Annotated in this window: 16 protein-coding genes; 13 read left to right on the top strand and 3 right to left on the bottom strand. The window is 39.8% G+C overall.

Features of this window, described 5'->3' with window-relative positions:
- The 9 genes from accB to ade all read left to right on the top strand — a co-directional run bounded on the left by accB (window position 1) and on the right by ade (window position 11,795).
- Window positions 1-477, top strand: a complete 477-nt coding sequence (gene accB / locus OQ268_RS02400; protein WP_265854463.1) for an acetyl-CoA carboxylase biotin carboxyl carrier protein — start codon at window positions 1-3, stop codon at window positions 475-477.
- Between the two features lie 108 nt (window positions 478-585).
- Window positions 586-1,929, top strand: coding sequence for an acetyl-CoA carboxylase biotin carboxylase subunit (gene accC, locus OQ268_RS02395; RefSeq protein ID WP_265854462.1), 1,344 nt, complete (start codon window positions 586-588; stop codon window positions 1,927-1,929).
- A 174-nt stretch (window positions 1,930-2,103) separates the two neighbouring features.
- The gene (locus OQ268_RS02390; protein WP_265854461.1) at window positions 2,104-3,315 is read left to right on the top strand and encodes an LVIVD repeat-containing protein; all 1,212 of its coding nucleotides are present in this window, start codon (window positions 2,104-2,106) and stop codon (window positions 3,313-3,315) included.
- Window positions 3,316-3,419: 104 nt separating this feature from the next.
- On the top strand, window positions 3,420-4,301 hold the full coding sequence (gene tatC / locus OQ268_RS02385; protein ID WP_265854460.1) for a twin-arginine translocase subunit TatC: 882 nt from the start codon (window positions 3,420-3,422) through the stop codon (window positions 4,299-4,301).
- A gap of 45 nt (window positions 4,302-4,346) precedes the next feature.
- Complete coding sequence (gene rpiB, locus OQ268_RS02380; protein WP_265854459.1) at window positions 4,347-4,784, top strand: ribose 5-phosphate isomerase B; 438 nt, start codon at window positions 4,347-4,349, stop codon at window positions 4,782-4,784.
- Window positions 4,785-4,815: 31 nt separating this feature from the next.
- Window positions 4,816-6,453 (top strand): M28 family peptidase, encoded by a 1,638-nt coding sequence (locus OQ268_RS02375; protein WP_265854458.1) that lies wholly within the window; start codon window positions 4,816-4,818, stop codon window positions 6,451-6,453.
- Between the two features lie 92 nt (window positions 6,454-6,545).
- A complete protein-coding gene (locus OQ268_RS02370; RefSeq protein ID WP_265854457.1) occupies window positions 6,546-7,934 on the top strand; it encodes a LutB/LldF family L-lactate oxidation iron-sulfur protein in 1,389 nt (462 codons plus the stop codon).
- Between the two features lie 137 nt (window positions 7,935-8,071).
- Window positions 8,072-10,048 (top strand): alpha-ketoacid dehydrogenase subunit alpha/beta, encoded by a 1,977-nt coding sequence (locus OQ268_RS02365; protein WP_265854456.1) that lies wholly within the window; start codon window positions 8,072-8,074, stop codon window positions 10,046-10,048.
- Between the two features lie 106 nt (window positions 10,049-10,154).
- The gene (gene ade / locus OQ268_RS02360) at window positions 10,155-11,795 is read left to right on the top strand and encodes an adenine deaminase (protein WP_265854455.1); all 1,641 of its coding nucleotides are present in this window, start codon (window positions 10,155-10,157) and stop codon (window positions 11,793-11,795) included.
- Window positions 11,796-11,859: 64 nt separating this feature from the next.
- On the opposite strand, the gene OQ268_RS02355 is transcribed toward ade, so the two are convergent.
- From OQ268_RS02355 to OQ268_RS02345, 3 genes are all read right to left on the bottom strand, one after another.
- Entirely contained in the window at window positions 11,860-12,468 is a 609-nt protein-coding gene (locus tag OQ268_RS02355) for a SprT-like domain-containing protein (RefSeq protein WP_265854454.1), read from the bottom strand.
- A 689-nt stretch (window positions 12,469-13,157) separates the two neighbouring features.
- On the bottom strand, window positions 13,158-13,571 hold the full coding sequence (locus tag OQ268_RS02350) for a GxxExxY protein (RefSeq protein ID WP_265854453.1): 414 nt from the start codon (window positions 13,569-13,571) through the stop codon (window positions 13,158-13,160).
- Between the two features lie 1,102 nt (window positions 13,572-14,673).
- On the bottom strand, window positions 14,674-16,944 hold the full coding sequence (locus OQ268_RS02345; RefSeq protein ID WP_265854452.1) for a helix-turn-helix domain-containing protein: 2,271 nt from the start codon (window positions 16,942-16,944) through the stop codon (window positions 14,674-14,676).
- Window positions 16,945-17,402: 458 nt separating this feature from the next.
- On the opposite strand from OQ268_RS02345, the gene OQ268_RS02340 reads away from it, so the two are divergent.
- The 4 genes from OQ268_RS02340 (at window position 17,403) to thrC (ending at window position 23,479) form a co-directional block, all read left to right on the top strand.
- A complete protein-coding gene (locus OQ268_RS02340; RefSeq protein ID WP_265854451.1) occupies window positions 17,403-17,852 on the top strand; it encodes a GyrI-like domain-containing protein in 450 nt (149 codons plus the stop codon).
- A 636-nt stretch (window positions 17,853-18,488) separates the two neighbouring features.
- Window positions 18,489-20,939: a bifunctional aspartate kinase/homoserine dehydrogenase I gene (thrA, locus tag OQ268_RS02335; RefSeq protein ID WP_265854450.1), complete on the top strand. Its 2,451-nt coding sequence runs from the start codon at window positions 18,489-18,491 to the stop codon at window positions 20,937-20,939.
- Window positions 20,940-21,066: 127 nt separating this feature from the next.
- Window positions 21,067-22,077 carry a homoserine kinase gene (locus tag OQ268_RS02330; protein WP_265854449.1) on the top strand — a complete coding sequence of 337 codons (1,011 nt, stop codon included), beginning with the start codon at window positions 21,067-21,069 and terminating at the stop codon, window positions 22,075-22,077.
- Between the two features lie 94 nt (window positions 22,078-22,171).
- Complete coding sequence (thrC, locus tag OQ268_RS02325; RefSeq protein WP_265854448.1) at window positions 22,172-23,479, top strand: threonine synthase; 1,308 nt, start codon at window positions 22,172-22,174, stop codon at window positions 23,477-23,479.
- Window positions 23,480-23,482 lie beyond the last annotated feature (3 nt).

Below are 23,482 nucleotides of genomic sequence, written 5' to 3'. Positions count from 1 at the left end.
ATGGATATCAAACAAATACAGGAACTGATTAAATTTGTTTCTCGTTCTGGAGTAAACGAAGTTGCTATAGAGCAAGAAAACTTCAAGATTACGATTAAAACAAACCAGGCACCAACCGTTGTGCATGCCACCGTACCACAAGCACCTCTTGTGCAGGCAGCAGCACCAGTGGCCACGGCTCCTACTGCACCAGTTGCCGCTACACCAGCTGTACCTGCCGCAGAAGATACTTCTAAATACATTACTGTTAAGTCTCCAATGATTGGTACTTTCTACCGTTCATCAAGTCCTGATAAGCCAGTATTTGTAAACGTTGGCGATGAAATTAGCACAGGTAAAGTGGTATGTATCATCGAAGCGATGAAACTTTTTAACGAAATCGAAAGTGAAGTATCTGGTCGCATCGTTAAAATTTTGGTAGATAATGCATCTCCGGTAGAGTACGATCAACCGTTATTTTTAGTAGAACCAATTTAATTATAAAACATGTCCGTCGCCCTGAATTAGCCTCAGGGTCTTCTTTTTTAAATAATGCAGCAAAGGTTGCATAATACTATTTTGAAATAGAGACGAAAAGGAAAAATTATGTTTAAAAAAATACTAATTGCCAACAGGGGCGAAATCGCTTTGCGAATTATACGTACCTGTAAGGAAATGGGCATCAAAACTGTTGCAGTTTATTCTACCGCAGATCGCGAAAGTTTGCACGTACGTTTTGCTGATGAGGCTGTTTGTATTGGCCCTCCTCCAAGTAAAGACTCTTATTTAAATATCCCTAATATTATATCGGCTGCAGAATTAACGAATGCCGATGCGATACACCCGGGATATGGTTTCTTGTCTGAAAATGCCAAGTTTTCTAATATTTGCCGCGAATATAACATCAAGTTTATCGGCGCTACACCAGAGCAAATCAATGGAATGGGCGATAAAGCCTCAGCAAAAGAAACCATGAAAATAGCAGGTGTACCTACTATTCCGGGTTCAGAGGGCTTACTTACCAGCGTTAAGGAAGGTATTGGTATTGCCAATGAAATGGGGTATCCGGTAATCTTGAAAGCTACTGCTGGCGGTGGTGGCCGTGGTATGCGTGTAGTTTGGAAAGATGAAGATTTTGAAAACGCATGGGACAGTGCCCGCCAGGAATCTGGTGCCGCTTTCGGTAACGATGGTTTATATTTAGAAAAATATATCGAAGATCCTCGCCACATTGAAATTCAAATTATTGGCGATCAGTTTGGCAAAGCTTGCCATCTATCAGAGCGTGATTGTTCTATTCAACGTCGCCACCAGAAATTGGTAGAGGAATCTCCGTCGCCATTTATGACTGAGGAACTTCGTGTTAGAATGGGCGAGGCCGCAATTAAAGGTGCGCAAGCTGTAAATTATGAAGGTGCTGGTACTATCGAATTCTTGGTTGATAAACACCGCAACTTTTATTTCATGGAAATGAACACCAGAATTCAGGTAGAGCACCCGGTAACGGAAGAGGTAATTAATTTCGATTTAATCAAAGAACAAATTAAAGTTGCTGCAGGAATTCCGATATCAGGAAAAAATTATTTCCCAGACATGCACGCGATTGAGTGCCGTATCAATGCAGAAGATCCAGCAAATAATTTCCGTCCATCGCCAGGTAAAATTACCAATTTCCATTCTCCGGGTGGTCATGGTGTACGTGTAGATACGCATGTTTACGCAGGATATTCGATTCCTTCAAACTACGATTCGATGATTGCAAAGCTAATTTGTGTTGCGCAAACCCGCGAAGAGGCCATTTGCACCATGGAGCGTGCTTTGGGAGAATTTGTAATAGAAGGCGTGAAAACAACTATTCCTTTCCATTTACAGTTGATGAAAGATCCGAACTTTAGGGCTGGGAACTTCACCACGAAATTTATGGAAACATTCGAGTTTGCCGAAGGGTAATCTCTTATGCTCATAATTAAAAGCTATCCACATTTTGGGTAGCTTTTTTTTTGGCAAATTTTGATTTAAAATTCCGCAGCGATCATTCATCGATGTTTTCCCCCTGGAAAATATAATTCACTATCTTGTAGCGTTTTGCTTGTAACGATCGTTTTGAAAGCAAAAAACCTAACCATGAATAAAAATCTATTTAACGTACTTTTACTTTTGTTGTCAATTACCTTTTTTACCAGCTGTGAGAAAGATGACTATGAGAAAATAACCATTTACAAACCGATCACGCTTGAACAGATGCGTGCTTTGCCAGTTGGTGTAACAAAGCCTATTGCAGCAAAAGCATCGGGGAAAATCTACATTTATAATAATTACCTATTTATCAATGAGCCTGGAGAAGGAATCCATATCTACAATAATGGTAACCCGAGTGCGCCGGTAAATGCTGCATTCCTGCAAGTTCCGGGCAATGTAGATTTGGCTATCAGAAACAATATCTTATATGCCGATAGCTTTGTAGATCTTTTAGCCTTCGATTTATCAAACATGCAGAATATTGTACAGGTTAAACGAGTAAAGGATGTTTTCAGGCAAATGTACCTGCCCAGTATGGAAAAGTATCTGTACATAAAGAAAGATACAATCGTTAAAAAGCAACAATATAGAAAAGGAGTCATGTATGAGGATGCATCAGTAAGTAGTTACAGTTCTTCATCTCAAGGCGGTTCTTCTGGTCAAGGTGGTTCGATGGCCCGGTTTACATTGCTTAACGACTATCTCTATACCGTTGGCATGTCAGATTTAAGCTTGTTTGATGTAAAGTCAGCTGCCAATCCATCATTTATTAAAACCATTAATTTAGGTTGGGGTGTGGAAACCATTTTTCCTTATGAGAATAAGTTGTTTATTGGAACCAATAACGGAATGCACATTTTTAATGCTGCAGATCCTGCTAATCCGGTAAAGCTATCCACCTATAGCCATGTTTTCGCTTGCGACCCGGTGGTAGTAGAAGGGCGCTATGCTTATGTAACCCTGCGAACAGGTAACTTTTGCAGACAGGCGGTTAACCAATTGGAAGTCTTGGATATTGAAGATCCTGCCAAACCAAAGCAAGTAGCTGTGTTTGCCATGCAAAATCCACATGGTTTAAGTATTAGCGGCGATCACCTTTTCTTATGTGAGGGCAGTTTCGGTTTGAAAAGTTTTTCCATCGCAGATAAAAATAAAATTGGCAATAACATGCTTCAGCATATCAGCAATGTAAAAAGTTTTGATGTTATCGCTGGTCCTAAATCGCTCATTGTCACTGGGGAAGATGGCGTTTATCAATATAGCTACAATAATGCTGCAAGCTTAACACAGTTAAGTTTCATTAAAGTTGCAAAATAGGCAACATTGATTTTTGTCTGTTTTCTGATAATAACATAAACTATTTCTATATTTAACACGTAGATACCATTCTATTCATTTAGAATGGTATTTTTGTTTTCAACATGAGCGACACTAAAAAGACTTCCCTTACCACAGCAATCGGACAAAAAAGTACAACCTTAGAGGCAGAAATGTCTTTCTTTGATCACCTTGATGTACTGCGTAAACATTTAATCAGAGCTGTAATTGCCATTGCCGTTTTTACGGGCATTGCCTTTTATTTCAATGAAGAAATTTTAGATAAAATAATATTCGGACCAAAAAAGCCTGATTTCTGGACCTACAGGATGATGTGTAAATTGGTAGAACAGTTTCCATCTCTAGGAAAAGATATGTGTATCACCAAGATTAATGGTGAAATTATTAATACCGAGATGGCCGGACAGTTTAACCTACAGTTAAATGTTTGTGTGATGTGTGGTATTGTGGTAGGCTTTCCATATTTATTATGGGAGATTTGGCGCTTTATTAAGCCAGCCTTACATGAAAATGAACGCAAATCTGCAAGTGGCTTCGTATTTTTTGCATCAGTACTTTTTATCATCGGAATCCTTTTTGGTTATTTTGTAGTTTGTCCGCTATCTGTTAACTTTTTAACAGGTTATACGGTGAGTGAAGAGATAAAAAATACTTTCACGGTAGATTCTTACTTATCTTCTGTAGCAACATTAACACTTGGAACAGGTATCATTTTCGAATTACCTATCATCATTTTTATCTTATCTAAATTAGGCTTAATGACACCTAAATTGATGCGATCGAGTAGAAGGTATGCGGCAGTTATTATCTTAATTATTGCTGCCATAGTTACTCCAACGCCAGATATCATGACCATGCTAATTGTGGCTACACCACTTTTCTTACTATATGAGTTAAGTATTTTCGTTTCTGCATATATTGAGAAAAAGAAAAAGAAAGCAGAAAAGGCTTTCTATGCTAACTAACAAAAACATTACGCACAGAGTTTAGAATTCTATATAAATTTGAACATGTCTGAGAACACGATCACCATCGCTATTGGCGCCGACCATGCTGGATATGCATATAAAGAATTACTAAAAGATTTTTTATCTGAATACACGGTGAAAGACTTCGGTACACATTCGCTAGACTCTGTCGACTATCCCGATTTTGCGCATCCATTGGCTGCCGCTGTAGAAAATGGCACCTGCACATTTGGAATCCTCCTTTGTGGGTCTGCAAATGGTGTAGCCATAACTGCTAACAAGCATGCTGGTATCAGGGCAGGTTTATGTTGGGAGAATGAAGTTGCATCGTTGGTAAGAAAACATAACAATGCTAATGTTTTATGTATCCCGGCCAGATTTGTTTCAGAAGAGCAAGCTAAAGAAATCGTAACCACCTTTTTAAATACCGAGTTTGAAGGCGGTCGCCACCAAAGCCGGGTGGATAAAATTTCGTGTTAAAAGCAGACTTAAACTAACTATTATCCATACAATGAACAGAAAATTTTTATCCATTAGTTTAGCATCCCTGCTCACCGCAAGTTGCTGGGCTCAAGTTAAACCGCTTAAATCTAATCCAGATGCGGTTAAATTTAGTAAAGCCATTAACCCAGATAATGCTTACAAACACCTTTCGATACTTGCATCTGATGCATACGAAGGTCGAGAAACAGGAAAAAAGGGCGCATGGATGGCAGCAGATTATATCAGAGATTATTTTAAATCTTTAGGATTGAAAGGCCCTGTAGATGGCGGATACTTCCAGAAAATTGATTTGGCAAATTACGCTATTAGTGAGAGCATGTTAACAATTAATGGTCAGCCGAAACAGGCTTATAAAGACTATTTAGTTACCAGTAGTGCAGTAGGGTTGCAAGGTTTTACATTCAGCGCTGATGATATCGTATTTGCTGGTTATGGCATGAATAAAGATGGCTTCAATGAGTATGATGGGTTAAATGTTGAAGGAAAAGTAGTGATGATTTTTGCTTTAGGGGATCCTACTGCAAAAGCAACAGACAAAACCGACAGGCGTGCTGCTATGATGGCCCGAGCAAAGAAGATCGGTTATTTAACACAAAATAAAGCCAAGGCTGTCATCTTAATAGATCCTACAGTTGATAATATATCTCCTGAGCGTAAGGCTAGCTATGAAGCTGGACAGGTAGTGATGAGAACTGCGGAGGTTGTAGAGCGTATGGAGAAACAAACGCCGTTTACGCTGATCAGTATTTCGACTGCTACAGCAAACGAAATTTTGAAAAGTGCAAATACTTCCGTTGAAGCTTTCCAGCAGAAAGTTACGCAAACCATGAAACCAGCTTCGCAAATGCTTAACGTTGCCATCTCGGCAAGTGCCATGAAAAAAGGTACGGCTGTACGTGGTGAGAATGTTTTAGGTTATTTAGAAGGTAGCGACCCTGTTTTGAAAAAAGAAGTATTGATCCTTACAGGACACTACGACCATATTGGTATTACTCCAGACGTTGAAGGACCGGACAAGATTAACAATGGTGCTGATGATGATGGCTCGGGTACAACAGGTGTATTGCTAATGGCTAAAGCATTTACTGATGCTAAAAAGGCGGGTAAAGGCCCTAAACGCAGCATTCTTTTCATGACAGTTGTTGGGGAAGAAAAAGGTTTATGGGGTTCTGATTGGTACTCACAACATCCGGTTTTTCCTGTGGAAAATACAATAGCAGATTTAAATACTGATATGATCGGCCGTACAGGAGAAGAGTACCTGAATACACCAGATTCGGCTAATTATATTTATTCGATAGGTTCTAATATGCTAAGTGGTGACCTAGGGATGCTAAGCGAACAGGTGAACGCTACTTATACTAAAATGAAACTAGATTATAAATACGATGATCCGAACGATACAAATCGCATTTATTACCGTTCAGATCATTATAATTTTGCAAAATTAGGCATTCCAATTATTTTCTATTATGATGGAATGTTAGAGCAAGATTACCACAGGCCAGGAGACGAAGTAAGCAAAATCAACTTCCCACTGCTAACCAAAAGAGCAAAGCTAACCTACTTCACCGCATGGGAATTAGCCAATCGGGCAAAACGTCCGGCTATAGATCGTGATGGTAAAGGCAATCCAAAGAAATAACAAAGTAAAAATTTCAAGCCTCCCAAATTAATATGGGAGGCTTTTTTATGCACATTACTTTTGTCGGCAATAGAAATTCATATCTTTGAAATATGATGAAGACTGCCGAGGAATTTTTAGAAAAATCTGATGAAAGAGCTTTCGATTTACCGCATCGTAAAACCATAAATTACAATATTGGTAAATATGATGTTGCTGTAGCAAGAGGATTATCTAAGTTCGAAAACCTCGAGGCATCTAAAAAAAAGGCACATGTTGTTAAGTGGCGTGTGATGGAAAATTTAGATAAATTTCTTCCTGAATTTGAGGCAAATTTTCAACGCAGGGGCGGAAAAGTAATTTGGGCAAACGACGCCGAGGAGGCACAGCAAGAAATCCTCAACATCATCAAACGTAACAATGCCAAAACGGTCATCAAATCTAAATCAATGACGACCGAAGAAATTCATTTGAATGAGTTTCTTGAACAAAATCAAATTGAGTCTTTGGAAAGCGACTTGGGCGAATACATAGTTCAGTTGCTTGGTCAGGCGCCTTACCACATTGTTACCCCGGCCATGCATTTAAGTGCAACGGATATTGCTAAACTCTTCCACGAAAAATTTGGAACACCAGTGGATGCAACTCCTCCGCAGTTGGTTCAAAAAGCAAGAGAACTTCTTCGCGATAAATACCTTAAAGCCGATGTAGGCATTAGCGGAGGAAATTTTCTAATTGCTGATACAGGGAGCATTGCACTAACAGAAAATGAAGGAAATGCTCGGTTAAGTACTACATTTCCAAAAATACATATCGCCATTGTTGGAATCGAGAAAGTTATTCCATCTATGGCAGATTTAGATTTGTTCTGGCCCTTGCTGGCCTCTCATGGAACCGGCCAAAACCTAACCGTTTACAACAGTATTTTAAGCGGGCCACGCCAGGCAAATGAAACTGACGGACCAGAAGAAATGTACGTAATCCTTCTAGATAACGGTCGCACTAATCTCTTGGCGCAAAAAGAACAGCGCCAGGGCCTTTATTGCATTCGTTGTGGTGCTTGTTTAAATGCCTGTCCTGTTTATAAAAATATTGGAGGACATACTTATAATACCACTTACAGCGGACCAATTGGCTCAGTAATTACACCGCACTTGAAAGGAATGGAAGAATTTAAGCACTTAAGCTATGCATCGAGTCTTTGTGGAAAGTGTTCTGAAGTTTGTCCGGTGAAGATTGATATTCATAAAATGTTATTGCTTAACCGCCGAGATGCGGCTGCAGCACATGAAAATGGCAAGGTAGAGGAAATAGGCTGGGGTATGTTTAACAGCATGATGCAAAGGCGGAAATGGATGGACTTTTTCGGCGGGAAATTTAAGAATTTCATGCTCAAAACATTCTTCAAGAAAAGTTGGGGAAAGTACCGCGAAATGCCAAAGGTTGCGGATAAATCTTTCGCCAAACAATGGGAAGAGCTGCAGAAGAAAAAAATTGAATAACGCAGTATCTTCATCACTCTCAATTTTCTTTTGGTAATTCATTTCTTTAAACGTGCTGTTAGGTAATTAAGGGTTTACAAAGTCATACCTTTTCAGGTTTTATCCAAAAGAAAATAAATCAATTTTGAGCCAATTTTATGCAATTTAATCGCGGTAACAAAGACGACAATTTTCTGCTTAAGCTCTACAAGCGCTTGCTTTACCCACGCTTGGTTGAAGAGAAAATGCTCAAACTTTTACGTCAGGGTAGAATTGGCAAATGGTTTTCTGGAATAGGGCAAGAAGCCATTGCTGTTGGTTCTACGCTAGCCATGCTACAAGAAGAATATATCTTACCAATGCACCGCAATTTAGGTGTGTTTACCACGCGAGATATTCCTTTGAAAAAACTCATGGCGCAATGGCAGGGTAAGCTTTCTGGGTTTACGAAGGGGAGAGACCGCTCTTTTCACTTCGGTACTCAAGAGTTTAAAATTATTGGCATGATTTCCCATCTTGGTCCGCAAATGGCGCTGGCCGATGGGATAGCATTGGCCGATACACTAGCTCAACGTCGGCATGCCACGCTGGTATATACCGGAGAAGGAGCTACAAGTGAAGGCGATTTCCATGAAGCCATTAACGTAGCCGCTGTTTGGAATCTTCCTGTTATTTTTCTCATCGAAAACAATGGTTATGGCCTTTCTACACCTATTTCCGAACAATTTAAATGCCGTAACCTGGTAGATAAGGCGATTGGATATGGCATAGAAGGGGTACAAGTTGATGGTAATAATGTGCTGGAAGTTTACGATACCATCAATAGAATCGCTAAAGATATTCGACAAAACCCTCGTCCGGTGCTAGTAGAATGCATCACCTTTAGAATGCGTGGACATGAAGAAGCTTCGGGTACAAAATACGTTTCACAAGAATTATTGGATGAATGGGCGCAAAAAGATCCGTTAGATAACTTTGAAAGATACCTGATTGAAGAGAATGTTTTAACACCGGAACTGATTGTCGACATTAAAACGCAAACCAAAAAAGATATTGGTTTGGAAATTGAAGAAGCCTTTAATGAGGCAGAACCCATACCAAATGCAATCCAGGAAGAGGCAGATATGTATTTTCCTTACCAGCAAGAGGTTATCCATCCTCAATCATCGAATACCGAAAAAAGATTCATAGACGCTATCAGTGATGGACTTGATGTAGCCATGCAAAAATACCCTAACCTCGTATTAATGGGGCAAGACATTGCAGATTATGGGGGTGCTTTTAAAATTACTGATGGCTTTACAGCAAAATATGGTAAAGGTAGGGTAAGGAACACACCTATTTGCGAATCGGCTATAGTTGGTGCTGGTTTGGGTTTATCCATCAATGGCTATAAAGCAGTTGTAGAAATGCAATTTGCAGATTTTGTAACGGTTGGTTTCAATCAAATTGTAAATAATCTAGCTAAAACATATTATCGCTGGGGCGAAAAAGCAGATGTTGTTGTGCGCATGCCTACTGGGGCAGGTACGGGTGCAGGACCCTTTCATTCTCAGAGTAACGAAGCCTGGTTCACCAAAACGCCAGGATTGAAAATAGTTTACCCTGCTTTTCCCCAAGATGCTAAGGGTTTATTGCTTGCTGCTATAGAAGATCCAAACCCCGTCCTTTATTTCGAACACAAATATCTATATCGAAGTTTAACGGCTCCGGTTCCAGAGGGCTGTTATACTACAGATATAGGAAAGGCGGGAGTATTGGCCAAGGGGGGCACTTTTGCTATCGTTACTTATGGCTTAGGGGTACATTGGGCATTGGATTATATTAATACCCATCCCGAATGCGGAGCTACATTGATAGATTTAAGAACACTACAGCCCTGGGATAAAGAAACTGTGGCCACGATAGTTAAAAAGACAGGGCGTGTATTGATCTTGCATGAGGATACTTTGACTAGCGGTTTTGGCGCTGAAATAGCCGCCTGGATTGCCGAGCACTGTTTCCAATACCTGGATGCGCCGATAATGCGTTGCGCCAGTTTAGATACCGCCATCCCCATGAATAAGGCACTGGAAGATGATTTCCTGGCTAAATCAAGATTGGCCACCTCCATTAATAAGTTATTAGAATATTAATTAATTAGCCCAACATCGCCGTAATTAGGTGAAATTATTAAAGTATTGTGTTAGTTAAGGGTATCAATTCAAAAGAAATAAGCGTCCAACCAAAATACGACCAGGCATGAGTAGTTTTAAGATCGAAGGAAACATTGTTGATATCATTAATAAGCAAATTTTTTACGGAGAACTGGAGGTTGAAGCAAAGCGGATAAAGTCCATTAATAGGATCTCAGACGCTAAAGGAACGCTCGGTTTTATCCTTCCAGGATTTATTGATAGCCATGTGCATATCGAGAGTAGCATGCTCATTCCGAGCGAGTTTGCGAAACTAGCGGTGGTTCATGGAACGGTTGCTACCGTTAGCGACCCACATGAGATTGCCAATGTATGTGGTATGGAGGGAGTATTGTTCATGATTAACAATGGCAATTCAGTTCCCTTCAAATTTAATTTTGGGGCGCCAAGTTGTGTTCCTGCCACAACTTTTGAAACTGCAGGCGCCGAACTCAACCACCAAGAGGTAACCTTCCTATTGGAACGTCCTGAAATAAAATACCTTAGCGAGATGATGAACTTCCCCGGTGTATTGCAACAGGATGAGGAAGTAATGAAAAAGATTGCTGCTGCACACCGTTTAGGTAAGCCAGTAGATGGGCATGCGCCAGGTTTGCGTGGAGATATTGCCCAACAATATATCGACGCCGGAATTTCAACCGATCATGAATGTTTTACTGCTGATGAAGCACTTGATAAGCTCCAAAAGGGAATGAAAATCCTTATTCGCGAGGGCAGTGCTGCTAAAAACTTTGAAGCGCTGATTGATCTTTTACATGACTGGCCTCATATGATGATGTTTTGTAGCGATGATAAGCATCCCGATAGCTTGGTAGAAAACCATATAAACCACATTTGCGCTAGGGCAGTAGCTAAAGGGATTGATATTTTTAAAGTATTACAAGCAGCATGTCTCAATCCCATTAACCATTACAAATTAGATGTAGGTCGATTAACCGTGGGCGATTTTGCCGATTTTATCATCATTGATAATTTAAAGGATTTTAAGGTTCGGCAAACTTACATAAATGGCTTATTGGTAGCTAATGAAGGGAAAGCAGTCGGTGAATGGACTAACCCAACTACAGATGATGACGATCTGGTCAACCAATTTAATTGCAGTTTAAAACAGGTTGAGGATTTTATTTTTCCATTTCAAAACCAGCAGCAAATACCCGTTATAGAAGCTTTGGACGGACAATTAATTACTAATAAGATAAGTGCACATCCAAAGGTCGTGGAAGGTAACGTAATAAGTGATGTCGAGAATGATATCCTGAAGATAGTGGTCGTTAACCGTTACCATGATGCGCCTATTGCCACTTCTTTTGTTAAAAACTTCGGACTAAAAGCTGGTGCAATAGCATCGAGTGTTGCACACGATAGCCATAATATCATTGCTGTCGGTGTTGATGATGAAAACATCTGTGCGGCAGTAAATGCGGTTATTATAGAACGTGGTGGTGTTGCTGGAGTTGGTAAGGGGTACACTGAAGTTTTGCCTTTGCCCGTTGCAGGCCTTATGAGCAATAAAGATGGATATAAAGTGGCCGAAAGCTATACTTCGATAGATCGTTTTGCCAAAACCTTAGGCTCAACGCTTGTTGCCCCTTTTATGACCCTCTCTTTCATGGCTTTACTGGTTATCCCAAAATTAAAGCTGAGCGATAAAGGTTTGTTTGATGGGGAAGAGTTTGCGTTTATTTAGCAAAAATTTTTGTGTCTAGTTTTTGCAGGAGTCAGGGTGGTTAAAGAGCTCAGTTTGGGGTTAATCAGTCGACAGGGAAAACAGTAGCAAGCGGGTTGAACAGATAGATTCGCTTATCGTTTAAACATACACAACGGTAGCGTTTTCTTATACGTTCGCCTTTGGTAAACTGGCGTCCATCTGGTATTTTAAACTTGGTATTTAGTGGCAACTGCTCCAGGTGTAGCGTTTCTGCCCGGTTGCTGTCGTATTTTTTTAATGCTCTTGATAAACCTAAATCAGCGCAACTGGAAGCTGCCGGGTTGGCCATATAGTTGTCTATCGCCCGATGGATATCATCTGGGAAGATATTCATTTCAAAAAAAGGTATCATCATCCGTTGGAAGTTCTTTTTCCACTCTGCACCATGCGGTTTAACTTTGTTTTTAAAGTCGTTCCAAGTCAGTAAGTGTGCAAATTCGTGCACGGTTGTAACTAAGAATGCAAATTGATTCAGATTGAAATTTACCGAGATGCGATGTCCTTTACCACCATAGGGATGGCGGTAATCGCCCAATTTGGTCGTGCGTGTTTTGGAAATTTTAAATTCGCACTGAAAATAGTCTATCCACCTTGCAATCAATGGAGCGGCTTTCGTGGGCAGGTATTGCGCTAAAACATCAACTTTTTCCATTCAACCTCAAAGGTAAGTATTTTGAAGATATCAAACAGATAAGTCTCACTCACTCGATCATATGGTTTTTGTATATGACTTCCTCAAGTCGAAGTTTCTATCCCCTTTGGAATGTATTTAGTTCAGACTCTAAAAATCAGATTTGCCTAGTTACATAGTTAATAAGCTTCTTCTTTCACCATGTAAGAACATATAAATCTATCGCTCGTGGATAAGTTTATTTTTTTTAACTGTATAGTACATATAAGTCTAGGGCTCATTGACAAGTTTTTTACTTTCACCATGTAAGACATATAAGAACATATAAGTCTATCGCTCATGGATAAGTTTATTTTTTTACAGTATAGTAAATATAAGTCTATGGCTCTTTGATAAGTTTTTTATTTTATCGTGTAAGACTTATCAGTCTATGGCTCATTGATAAGTTTTTCATTTTACCGTGTAAGACTTATCAGTCTAGGGCTCATGGATAAGTTTTTTATTTTATCGTGTAAGACTTATCAGTCTAGGGCTCACGGATAAGTTTTCTATTTTCACCATGTAAGACATATAAGAACATATAAGTCTATCGCTGGTGGATAAGTTTATTTTTTTACAGTATAGTACATATAAGGCTATGGCTCATGGATATGTTTTCTATTTTCACCATGTAAGACATATAAGAACATATAAGTCTAAATCGAAATATTTTATGGAAGCAATCTATATAAGTCATTGACATAAGTTTTTTGTCCTCCCGAAAATATATTTATACAATTAAAGTTAATAATCAGTCCCATAGGTACCTCAAGCATTTTCATATAAGTAAGAATTTGGGCCTCATGTATCGGCAATACTTTTTCCACCGATTTTAGTTCGACAACGATGCTGTCCTCTACAAATAGATCGCAACGCAATTCCGTGTGGACCTCCATGCCTTTGTACTCAATAGTTAATAACATTTCAGATTTATAGTTCAATCCTATTAATGTTAATTCATGATTCAAGCATTTCTGATAAACGCTTTCCAAAAGCCCAGGACCGAGGGCTTTATGAACTTCAATTGCGGCCCCATTGATTTTATACACTAGATTTTTCAGTGCCTCCTTATTCATCAAGCTCATACAATATTATATTTATAATTAAAAGATCTATTTTTAAAAGCATACTTTATTGACACAATAGGCCATCAAAGTCTTCATCGACACTAAGCTCATATGTTCTTACATGTCGTATATGGTTCAAAAATATTGCACATAACAATCCACAAATCCCAATCAACGCAACATAATTGTATCGACAGAGCTTTCATCGACACCAAGCTCATATGTTCTTATATGTCTTATATGGTTCAAAAATATTGCGCATAACAATCCACAAATCCCAATCAACGCAACATGATTAGATCGACAGAGCTTTCATCGACACTAAGCTCATATGTTCTTACATGTCGTATATGGTTCAAAAATATTGCACATAACAATCCACAAATCCCAATCAACGCAACATAATTATATCGACAGAGCTTTCATCGACACCAAGCTCATATGTTCTTACATGTCGTATATGGTTCAAAAATATTGCGCATAACAATCCACAAATCCCAATCAACGCCATTCATCGACACTAAGCTCATATGTCCTTATATGTCTTATATGGTTCAAAAATATTGTACATAACAATAGCCACAAATCCTTATTAACGCAACATGATTAGATCGAAAGAGCTTTCATCGACACTAAGCTCATATGTTCTTACATGTCGTATATGGTTCAAAAATATTGCACATAACAATACACAAATCCCAATCAACGCAACATAATTAGATCGACAGAGCTTTCATCGACACCAAGCTCATATGTTCTTATATGTCTTATATGGTTCAAAAATATTGCGCATAACAATCCACAAATCCCAATCAACGCAACATAATGATATCGACAGAGCATTCATCGACACTAAGCTCATATATGTTCTTGCATGTCTTATATGATTCAAAAATATTGCACATAACAATATACAAATCCCAATCAACGCAACATAATGACATCGACAGAGCTTTCATCGACACTAAGCTCATATGTTCTTACATGTCGTATATGGTTGAAAAATATTGTATATAACAATAGCCACAAAACCTAATTAACGCAACATAATTAGATCGAAAGAGTCTTCATCGACACCAAGCTCTCACTTCCTAAAAGTTAATGAAATTAATCTAAAGCCCTATTCTTCAGACGGAAACAACGATGCCAGCACCAGTTTAATCTCACCGAAAGAATAATCCTTACCCAAAAAATCTCTAATGTTCGACATTGATTTTGTCTTTAAGCTTTCAATAGCATCGCTAATGTTTCTAATCTTATTTGGTTTAACCAGTTTGCTAACATCCAACTGCTGGTTTGCAACATAATAAGCCAAATGACCTTCAATTGTAGCCACTGAAAAACCACGTTCTTTCGCTATTTCAGCGACTGTTTTTCCCTGTTCGTACAGCTCAAAACTTACCAGCTTTGTATCAACTTTCGGCTCTTTTTTCTTTTTCTCCGTTGCACTTTTTACCTTCAAGGTAGCACCTTTCAATTGTAGCGCTTTTTGTAGCTGCTCATTCCTTTCGGCAGTATTCAACAACGCTTCGGTATCTGCTTTACTAAACTCCTTGCCATCTATTATGGCCAGCAAAAGTGCTTTGCTTTTGTGTATTTTCTTTAACTGCTCATAAACCAGTATCTCCAGCTCGAGCAATTCGGTGAGGTAAGTCTTTACACCTTTCTCCTCTTTTATAGCTTCGATTTGAGCCAGCAGCCTGTCAGAAATTTCTTTAATTAATGGATTAAAATATTTCAGCGCTGCGCCAACCCGCTTAGAAATATTAGACAGCGTGTGTTCGTTTCTATCAGCAAACATGTTCTTAAGCTGATTTACAAAAGTATCTGCCGTAGCAGCAATTTGCTGAAAGTCTTTATACAGCTGCATTGTCCATCCGTCATAACGTTGTTTGGTAGATTTCGCCTCGCTTTTGTCGAACGTTTCTACATGCTCTTTAAGATAATATCGTGTTAGGTTCAAATCGAAAGCAGCGATTAAATATGTCTTTATAAAATCGTAGCTCTCCACACTAATTTGGTCATGTAAAACCTCAGCAGACTGTTTTGTTTTAGCAAAATAATGGATATTCTGATCGAGCTGCAGCCCACTTTCCCGTAAGTGCGAAGTCAGAACCAAGCCATTTAGCGAGCGGAGTCGCGATAGTGCCACATAAGCCTGCCCTGGGGCAAAAGCATCGCCGATATCGATAATGGCCTTATCAAAAGTTAAACCCTGACTTTTATGTACAGTAATCGCCCAGGCCAGTTTAATCGGATACTGTATAAAAGATCCGGCTACGGTTTCATCAATTTCGTTTGTGGCCTCGTTAAGCTTGTATTTCACATTTTCCCACGTATACGGCGAAAGCTCAATTACCTTCTTTTCTTCTGGTAATTCAACTTCAATGGTATCTTTCTCAATATGATGTATTACTCCTATTTTACCATTATAATACCGTTTTTCGGCGCTCATATCGTTTTTTATAAACATAATTTGCGCCCCAACTTTAAGCTCCAAACGCTTATCGTTTGGGTAAGCATATTCATTAAACTCTCCCGTGGTTTTAGCCTCGAAAAAGTACGATTTGCCATTTAACTGGGTTAATCGTTCTCGGTTTATGGTATCAGCCTTGTTGTTGTGCGTAGTAAGCGTAATGTAATTTTCGTCGGCCGTGGGCTTAAAATCCTGTTGATAATGCGATCTTAAAAGTGTCGTATCATCCGCATTAATTTGATTGTTACGTAGGTTGTTTAATAAATTAATAAAAGTCGCATCATCCTGGCGGTAAATTTTATCAAGTTCGATATAGATCGGTGGGTTTAGCCTAAGCGCCAAGGCATCAAAAAAATAAATACTCTTGTAAAATCCAGCCATCACTCGCCACTCATCATTTTTAACTACTGGCGGCAACTGGTGTAAATCGCCTATAAATAAGAGTTGAACCCCACCGAAAGGCACATTTCTATTTCTGCGAATGTAACGCAGCGAAAAGTCAATGGCATCGAGCATGTCGGCTCGAAGCATACTCACCTCATCAATTACCAGTAGTTCCAACTCCTGTAACAATCGCCGCTTGTTGCTTTGCATGTTTAGGTGTTTTACAATCGTTCTGGGCGTATTGAAATTAAAATTAATATTCTGTTGACCCATGCTGGCAGCCATATCCGGAAAAAAGGCACCAAAAGGAAGCTGAAAAAGCGAATGAATGGTAACCCCTGCAGCGTTAATGGCGGCAATGCCGGTAGGTGCGCAAATGATAGCTTTTTTATGTGTAAGATGAATCAGCTTTCGCAAAAAGGTGGTTTTACCTGTTCCGGCTTTTCCCGTTAAGAAAACATGTTTCGAGGTATAATTAACAAACTTAGCCGCAATTTCTGCAGCCCTTGAAGTTTCTTCTTGTTGTGGCATTGGTAATAAAATTTTTTTGCTTTTCTTTTGGAGGGATAATTTAAAGCTAACAATTTTAGCACAAAAGTAACTATCATTTATAAGAAATAGCGATTTAGTTATCCCTTGAATTTGAAAAACCAAGTTACTGAACAATTGGTAACACCAGCCCTGCTTTTTGCGCTATCTTTTGGCTCCCGCGGCTCTTTCCTCTATCACACCAAAAGGATGCTGCGGCAATCAGGTTTATAAACTTGCGCTGGTAACGTTTCACTTCCATTGCCGTTCAGTTGTTTAGAAATGCCTGGTGCCTACATGGTGGCAAAACTGCTAATATTAAAAATGCAAATTTTGCTTAGTTGCTGCCTTGTCCATCTAGAAATGTTAAATATATTTTCTTATTCGCTACTAAAGGAAGTCTGTAACGAAATATCCCTCAAAATTGGCGGGAAAACAATATCTTCGAGAAAACGATCTCAATGGAACACTTTAAGGTAATTGGTATTGCCATAGAAACCACCAATCAAAACAACCAAGCCGCTACAGATTTAAGCTTGTTATGGGAACGGTTTTTGAATGAGGGCATCTCTAGCCAGATACCGAACAGGTTAAGCAACGATATTTATGCCATTTATACCGATTACGAAAGCGATTATAACGGTAGCTATACAGCCATTATCGGGCATTCAGTAAGTACACTAAGCGAAATTCCTGAAGGGTTTGTGGGTAGAGTAATCGTAAACGAAAAGTTGATCAGGTTTACTGCTAAGGGCGAAATTCCTGGTGCTGTGGTTGCTACATGGCAAGAAATTTGGAGAAATGATATTGCACTTTACCGCACCTACCAGGCAGATTTTGAGGTATACGGACGCCAATCGCAAATGGGCGCAGATGCTGAAGTTGAAATTTATATTGGCGTGAGGCGATAGCACCTGCACATCTTCGCAGACATTTACGTTGCCAAGCGAGTTTGCTACGCCAATAGTATAACTGCCTAAATTAAATTAAACCAGACAGGCACGAAAATACTTTTTGTTGCAACGACCAAGAGAAAAAGCATTTGCTTGCCTACTACATTGCCACTGTTTACCTGGCATAAGAACACAAAAAGATTGTAGTAGATGGCGGGGCTGCGGTAGGCGAAGCATTACTAAAGTACCTTTTCTATAAATGGGAATGATGGTATCATCTATCTTTTTTCCTTCAATAAAATAATATTATCCGTATGGGTTTTCAGTTCAGAAAATGTCTTCATTTCATCTGTTTAAATGTTTTATTAAAATATTTATAAGAAAAAATAAATAATGTTTGCAATTATGAAAAATTATCTGCTACTTTACGGTGTACAAAATACACCAAGAGAAATGATTTTTAATACCTCAATTATTACAACGATTATTATTACCACCGGTATAAACCAGCGGGGCTAATTTGTTGTAAATTGAATTACATAAAAACATAGAAAGCGTCCCGACACAAATCGGGGCGCTTTTTTTTTAAACCAAACTAAAAGGAACCACCAAGGTGCAAATAGCCTTGAAAACTTAGTTAAAACCAATAAACTGATGAAAGTACTTAAATTCGGCGGCACATCCGTAGGTTCGGCCGAGAACATTAAAACGCTACTGAGCATTGTAGCCCAAGAAAAACAACAGAATAAGCCGGTAGTTGTATTATCGGCAATGAGTGGTGTAACCAACTTGCTTACTGAGATGGCCGAGAAGGCCGAAAGGGGTCAAGATTTCGACACCGGCCTTAAAGAAATTGAGGCCAAGCACTTTGCAGTTATCCGTTCGCTATTGCCGGCGGCAGCGCAAAACCCAGTGTTTACAAGGTTGAAAATTTTCTTTAATGAGCTCGAAGACTTGTTACAAGCAGTCTCGAACCTAAAGGAGCTAAGCCTGCAAACTAAAGATCAGATTTTAAGCTATGGCGAACGCTGTTCTACATTCATGATTGCACACATCGCCGCCCAGCAGTTTGCTGATGCGATGTATGTAAACGGCTCAGAATTTATAAAGACAGACAGTAATTTTGGGCAGGCCAAGGTTGATACCGAATTAACAGAAATGTTGATTAACGAATTTTACGGTGCCAATAAAGATAAAGTGTTATTTGTTACTGGTTTTATTGCAAGCAATGCGGCGGGCAGGGTAACTACTTTAGGTAGAGGTGGTTCAGATTATACGGCAGCAGTTTGGGGGGCGGCCTTACATGCCGAGGAGATAGAAATCTGGACGGATGTAAACGGAATGATGACCGCCGACCCCCGGATAGTTAAGAAAGCGTTTTCGCTCCCGGAATTAAGCTACACCGAAGCTATGGAATTGAGTTATTTTGGTGCAAAGGTAATTTACCCGCCAACAATGATTCCGGCTTTTATGAAGAAAATTCCTATCGTAATTAAAAATACTTTCCAGCCAGACTTTGCAGGCACATACATAAAAAGCGATGTGAAAACATCTACGCTGCCGATTAAGGGGATTTCCTCTATCGACCAGATTAGTATTATCAACCTAACTGGCAGCGGGATGGTGGGTAAAGCTGGGTTCAGTGGTAGGTTGTTCTCATTACTTTCCCGCGAACAAATCAATGTGGTACTTATTACCCAATCATCGTCAGAGCATAGCATTACCTTTGCGGTTAAACCTACTGATGCCGGTCAGGCCATTGCCCTTATCAAAAAAGAATTCGAGCTTGAACTTGATGCCAACAAATTGGCCCTACCAGAGGTTGAAAACAATTTGGCAGTGTTGGCCATTGTTGGCGAAAACATGAAACGCACACCCGGAATGAGCGGAAGGTTATTTAATGCCTTGGGTAGAAATGGCATAAATGTAAGGGCTATTGCACAAGGTTCATCAGAGTACAATATCTCGGTGATTATTAGTGCACTAGATTTATCGAAGGCAGTAAATGCTGTACACGATGCTTTTTTCACGGATCTAAAGCGTACGCTAAATATCTTTTGCCTGGGCACTGGTAATATTGGCAAAACGTTGTTTAACCAGCTTAAAGAACAAATGCCTTTTTTGGCAGCCAATAACGATTTGCAAGTGAAGGTTGCGGGCATTAGCAATACCCGTAAAATGGTTTTCGATGTTGATGGCTTATCGCTTGAAGATTGGGGACATACTTTAGATGCCAATGGCGAAACGGCAAATTTAGCTGGTTTTGTTGCCCGTATGAAATCGCTAAACTTACCAAACTGTGTATTCGTAGATAACACAGCTGCCGAAACGCCTATTGCATTTTACCAGGGAATTTTCGAGAGTAGCATTTCGGTTGTTACCTGTAATAAAAAAGGAAATTCTGCCGATTTTGCCCAATACAAATCTTTCAAGGATACCGCCCGGAAATTTGGCGTAGATTTTTATTACGAAACCAACGTGGGTGCGGGTTTGCCTATTATACGTACGCTTAGGGAATTGATGATGAGCGGAGATAAAGTAGCTCGGATCGAAGCGATATTATCTGGAACCATTTCCTATATTTTTAACAATTTCAAAGGAGATGCCGGTTTCTATGAAACAGTGAAGGAGGCCCAGGAACTTGGTTATACAGAGCCAGACCCACGCGATGATTTGAATGGAAAAGATTTTATGCGTAAGATGTTGATTCTTGCGAGAGATGCGGGTTATCCGCTGGAAGCAGAAGATGTGAAAATTGATAATATCTTACCGGAAGCATGTTTAAATGCTACTTCTGTAGATGACTTCTACGCTGAGTTGCAAAAAAATGCAGCTTACTTCGAAGACCTGAAAAACAAGGCCGCAAATGATGGTAAGGTGTTGCGCTACATCGGTAAACTCGAAGACGGCAATGTGGAAATTAGCTTGCAGATGGTTGATGATAGTCATCCGTTCTACATGCTTTCAGGTAGTGATAACATTATCTCGTTTACAACAGATCGTTACAAATCGCGGCCACTGGTAGTGAAGGGGCCAGGTGCCGGCGCCGAAGTTACTGCGGCAGGGGTTTTTGCAGATATCATCAATGTAGGTCAGCATCCGTAACTAAGTAAAATTACTAAACACTGTACTTGGAAAATGCAGCCTTTGTATGGGCTGTTTAAGTTCAGTTTTGAATAAAAACAATACCTAGACCCAAGGCGCTAACCTTGGAAATAAAAAGATATAAAGCATGTCAAACATTTCAAATAGTGGTGCGGAACTTGATGATCTAGCTGCACCCGCCAAAAGTGTCACGAACGCCGTTAGTGACAAAGATTTTATTCGTGTTTTTGCCCCGGCAACCGTTGCCAATGTAGTTTGTGGGTTTGATGTTTTGGGCTTTGCCGTTAACGAACCAGGAGATGAAGTAGAGATGCGTATCACTAAAACGCCGGGCGTGGTGGTAAAGAACATTACAGGCGATGGTGGCAAACTACCTTTAGACGCAGGAAAAAATACAGTAAGTGCAAGCGTGCAGCATTACTTGCAGCACATTAACAGAACCGATATTGGCGTTGAGATTACCTTACATAAAAAAATGCCTATTGGTAGCGGTCTAGGCTCTAGCGCTGCAAGTACAGTTGCCGGCTTATTTGCTATTAATAAATTAATGGGCGATTTATTAAGCCCTAAAGAATTGGTGCCTTTTGCCATGAAAGGCGAAGAACTGGCCTGTGGTTATGGCCATGCTGATAATGTAGCGCCAGCAATTTTAGGGGGATTTGTTTTAGTTAGAAGCTACGATCCGTTGGATGTAATTTCTCTGCCTACCCCTTCGGGTATGTATGCAGCAATTGTTTACCCGGAGGTAGATGTGCCCACAAAAGATGCCCGGCAAATGATTAGAAGTAAGGTATTGTTGAAAGATGCCGTAACCCAATGGGGAAATGTAGGCGGTTTAGTAAGTGGGCTTTTTATGAATGATTTTGATTTGATAGGCCGCAGCATGCAAGATGTTTTGGTAGAGCCGACCCGCTCTATTTTAATTCCCGGGTTTGAAGAAATGAGAAACATTGCCATGGAAAACGGTGCCATCGGTTTTGGTATTTCCGGGTCTGGCCCCTCTGTTTTTGCATTGGCTAAAGACGAGGAAACCGCCAGGAAAATAACGAAATCCCAGCAACAGCATTTGCACAAGATTAATATCAATAGTAAGTCTTACGTTTCTGCTGTTAATGCCGAAGGACCACGAGTGATTTAATTTTTTTGATCAACACATATCACTAAATATTTAAGCTAAAAATGCAAGTCATGCAAGAAATTTCGCTTGACTGCACAGAACCACGAACCTCATAATGAAACTATATTCTACTAACAATAAAAACTTACAGGTTTCTTTCAAAGATGCCGTATTTAATAGCATGCCGCAAGATAAAGGCTTGTATATGCCCGTAGACATTCCAAAGTTAGATAACGATTTTATAGCAAATATTGAGCAATACAGCTTGCCGGAAATAGCTTACAAAGTGGCAGCCACTTTGTTAAAAGATGAAATTCCGGCAAAGGATTTGAAAGCGATTATCGATGATGCGATTAATTTCGAAGCGCCTGTGGTAAAAATTGATAAAGCAACCTTCGTTCTAGAGCTTTTTCATGGTCCTTCCCTGGCTTTCAAAGATTTTGGTGCTCGCTTTATGAGCCGGGTAATGGCCTATTTCCTTCAAGATGGAGAGCAGTTGTTAGATGTGTTGGTTGCAACCTCTGGCGATACCGGTGGCGCAGTTGCCTTGGGTTTCCTAGGGGTGCCCAACACGCGGGTAACTATCCTTTATCCAAAGGGAAAAGTTAGTTTAATCCAAGAGCTGCAGCTAACCACCAATGGCGAGAACATTAGAGCAATAGAGGTAGATGGAACTTTCGACGATTGCCAGGCTTTGGTGAAACAGGCATTTGCCGATGAAGAACTGAATAGTAAGTTTCGCCTCACTTCAGCCAATTCAATCAATATCTCCCGGTTAATTCCCCAAACATTCTACTACTTCAATACTTACGCACAATTAAAAAGACAGGGCAATAACGAGGTAATTTTCTCAGTGCCAAGTGGTAATTTTGGTAACATAGGTGCAGGATTACTTGCTTATAAGATGGGCCTCCCAGTAAAACAGTTCATTGCTGCAACCAATATCAACGATACTGTGCCACGTTTTTTAAACAGCGGTGTTTACGAAACCCGACCCTCTACACAAACTTACGCCAACGCCATGGATGTAGGTGCTCCCAGCAATTGGGTACGTATCATGGATTTGTTTGAAAACGATGTAACCATGGTAAAGGAAATGGTAACCGCTTACCGTTTTGACGATGAAGAAACGCTCGAGGGAATCAAGAACATATATAGTGCATTCGGTTATGTGGCTTGTCCGCATACCGCAATTGCCTACCTGGCCATTGCACAGTTTAGGAAAGAAAATCCCGCAGATCACAGCACTGCTGTGTTCTTATCAACCGCACATGCTTGCAAGTTTCCAGATATTTTTCCCGCAGAAATTGCAGCAAAAATTGAAGTCCCATATCAGGTTATGCAGCTAGAAACCAAGGTTAAATACGCAGATGTGTTAGGTACCGATTTCGAAGGATTTAAGCAATATCTATTGAGTAAATAAAAT

Origin of the sequence: Pedobacter sandarakinus, from assembly GCF_026240095.1 — a bacterium.
GTDB lineage: Bacteria > Bacteroidota > Bacteroidia > Sphingobacteriales > Sphingobacteriaceae > Pedobacter > Pedobacter sandarakinus.
Note: the sequence above shows the minus strand (reverse complement) of the source record. Positions and strands in the feature narration are given on the sequence as shown.

Excerpts from the sequence above, each read along its gene's own strand:
- accB (WP_265854463.1), top strand. The coding sequence starts at position 1 with ATGGATATCAAACAAATACAGGAACTGATTAAATTTGTTTCTCGTTCT.
- accC (WP_265854462.1), top strand. The coding sequence starts at position 586 with ATGTTTAAAAAAATACTAATTGCCAACAGGGGCGAAATCGCTTTGCGA.
- OQ268_RS02390 (WP_265854461.1), top strand. The coding sequence starts at position 2,104 with ATGAATAAAAATCTATTTAACGTACTTTTACTTTTGTTGTCAATTACC.
- tatC (WP_265854460.1), top strand. The coding sequence starts at position 3,420 with ATGAGCGACACTAAAAAGACTTCCCTTACCACAGCAATCGGACAAAAA.
- rpiB (WP_265854459.1), top strand. The coding sequence starts at position 4,347 with ATGTCTGAGAACACGATCACCATCGCTATTGGCGCCGACCATGCTGGA.
- OQ268_RS02375 (WP_265854458.1), top strand. The coding sequence starts at position 4,816 with ATGAACAGAAAATTTTTATCCATTAGTTTAGCATCCCTGCTCACCGCA.
- OQ268_RS02370 (WP_265854457.1), top strand. The coding sequence starts at position 6,546 with ATGATGAAGACTGCCGAGGAATTTTTAGAAAAATCTGATGAAAGAGCT.
- OQ268_RS02365 (WP_265854456.1), top strand. The coding sequence starts at position 8,072 with ATGCAATTTAATCGCGGTAACAAAGACGACAATTTTCTGCTTAAGCTC.
- ade (WP_265854455.1), top strand. The coding sequence starts at position 10,155 with ATGAGTAGTTTTAAGATCGAAGGAAACATTGTTGATATCATTAATAAG.
- OQ268_RS02355 (WP_265854454.1), bottom strand. The coding sequence starts at position 12,468 with ATGGAAAAAGTTGATGTTTTAGCGCAATACCTGCCCACGAAAGCCGCT.
- OQ268_RS02350 (WP_265854453.1), bottom strand. The coding sequence starts at position 13,571 with ATGAGCTTGATGAATAAGGAGGCACTGAAAAATCTAGTGTATAAAATC.
- OQ268_RS02345 (WP_265854452.1), bottom strand. The coding sequence starts at position 16,944 with ATGCCACAACAAGAAGAAACTTCAAGGGCTGCAGAAATTGCGGCTAAG.
- OQ268_RS02340 (WP_265854451.1), top strand. The coding sequence starts at position 17,403 with ATGGAACACTTTAAGGTAATTGGTATTGCCATAGAAACCACCAATCAA.
- thrA (WP_265854450.1), top strand. The coding sequence starts at position 18,489 with ATGAAAGTACTTAAATTCGGCGGCACATCCGTAGGTTCGGCCGAGAAC.
- OQ268_RS02330 (WP_265854449.1), top strand. The coding sequence starts at position 21,067 with ATGTCAAACATTTCAAATAGTGGTGCGGAACTTGATGATCTAGCTGCA.
- thrC (WP_265854448.1), top strand. The coding sequence starts at position 22,172 with ATGAAACTATATTCTACTAACAATAAAAACTTACAGGTTTCTTTCAAA.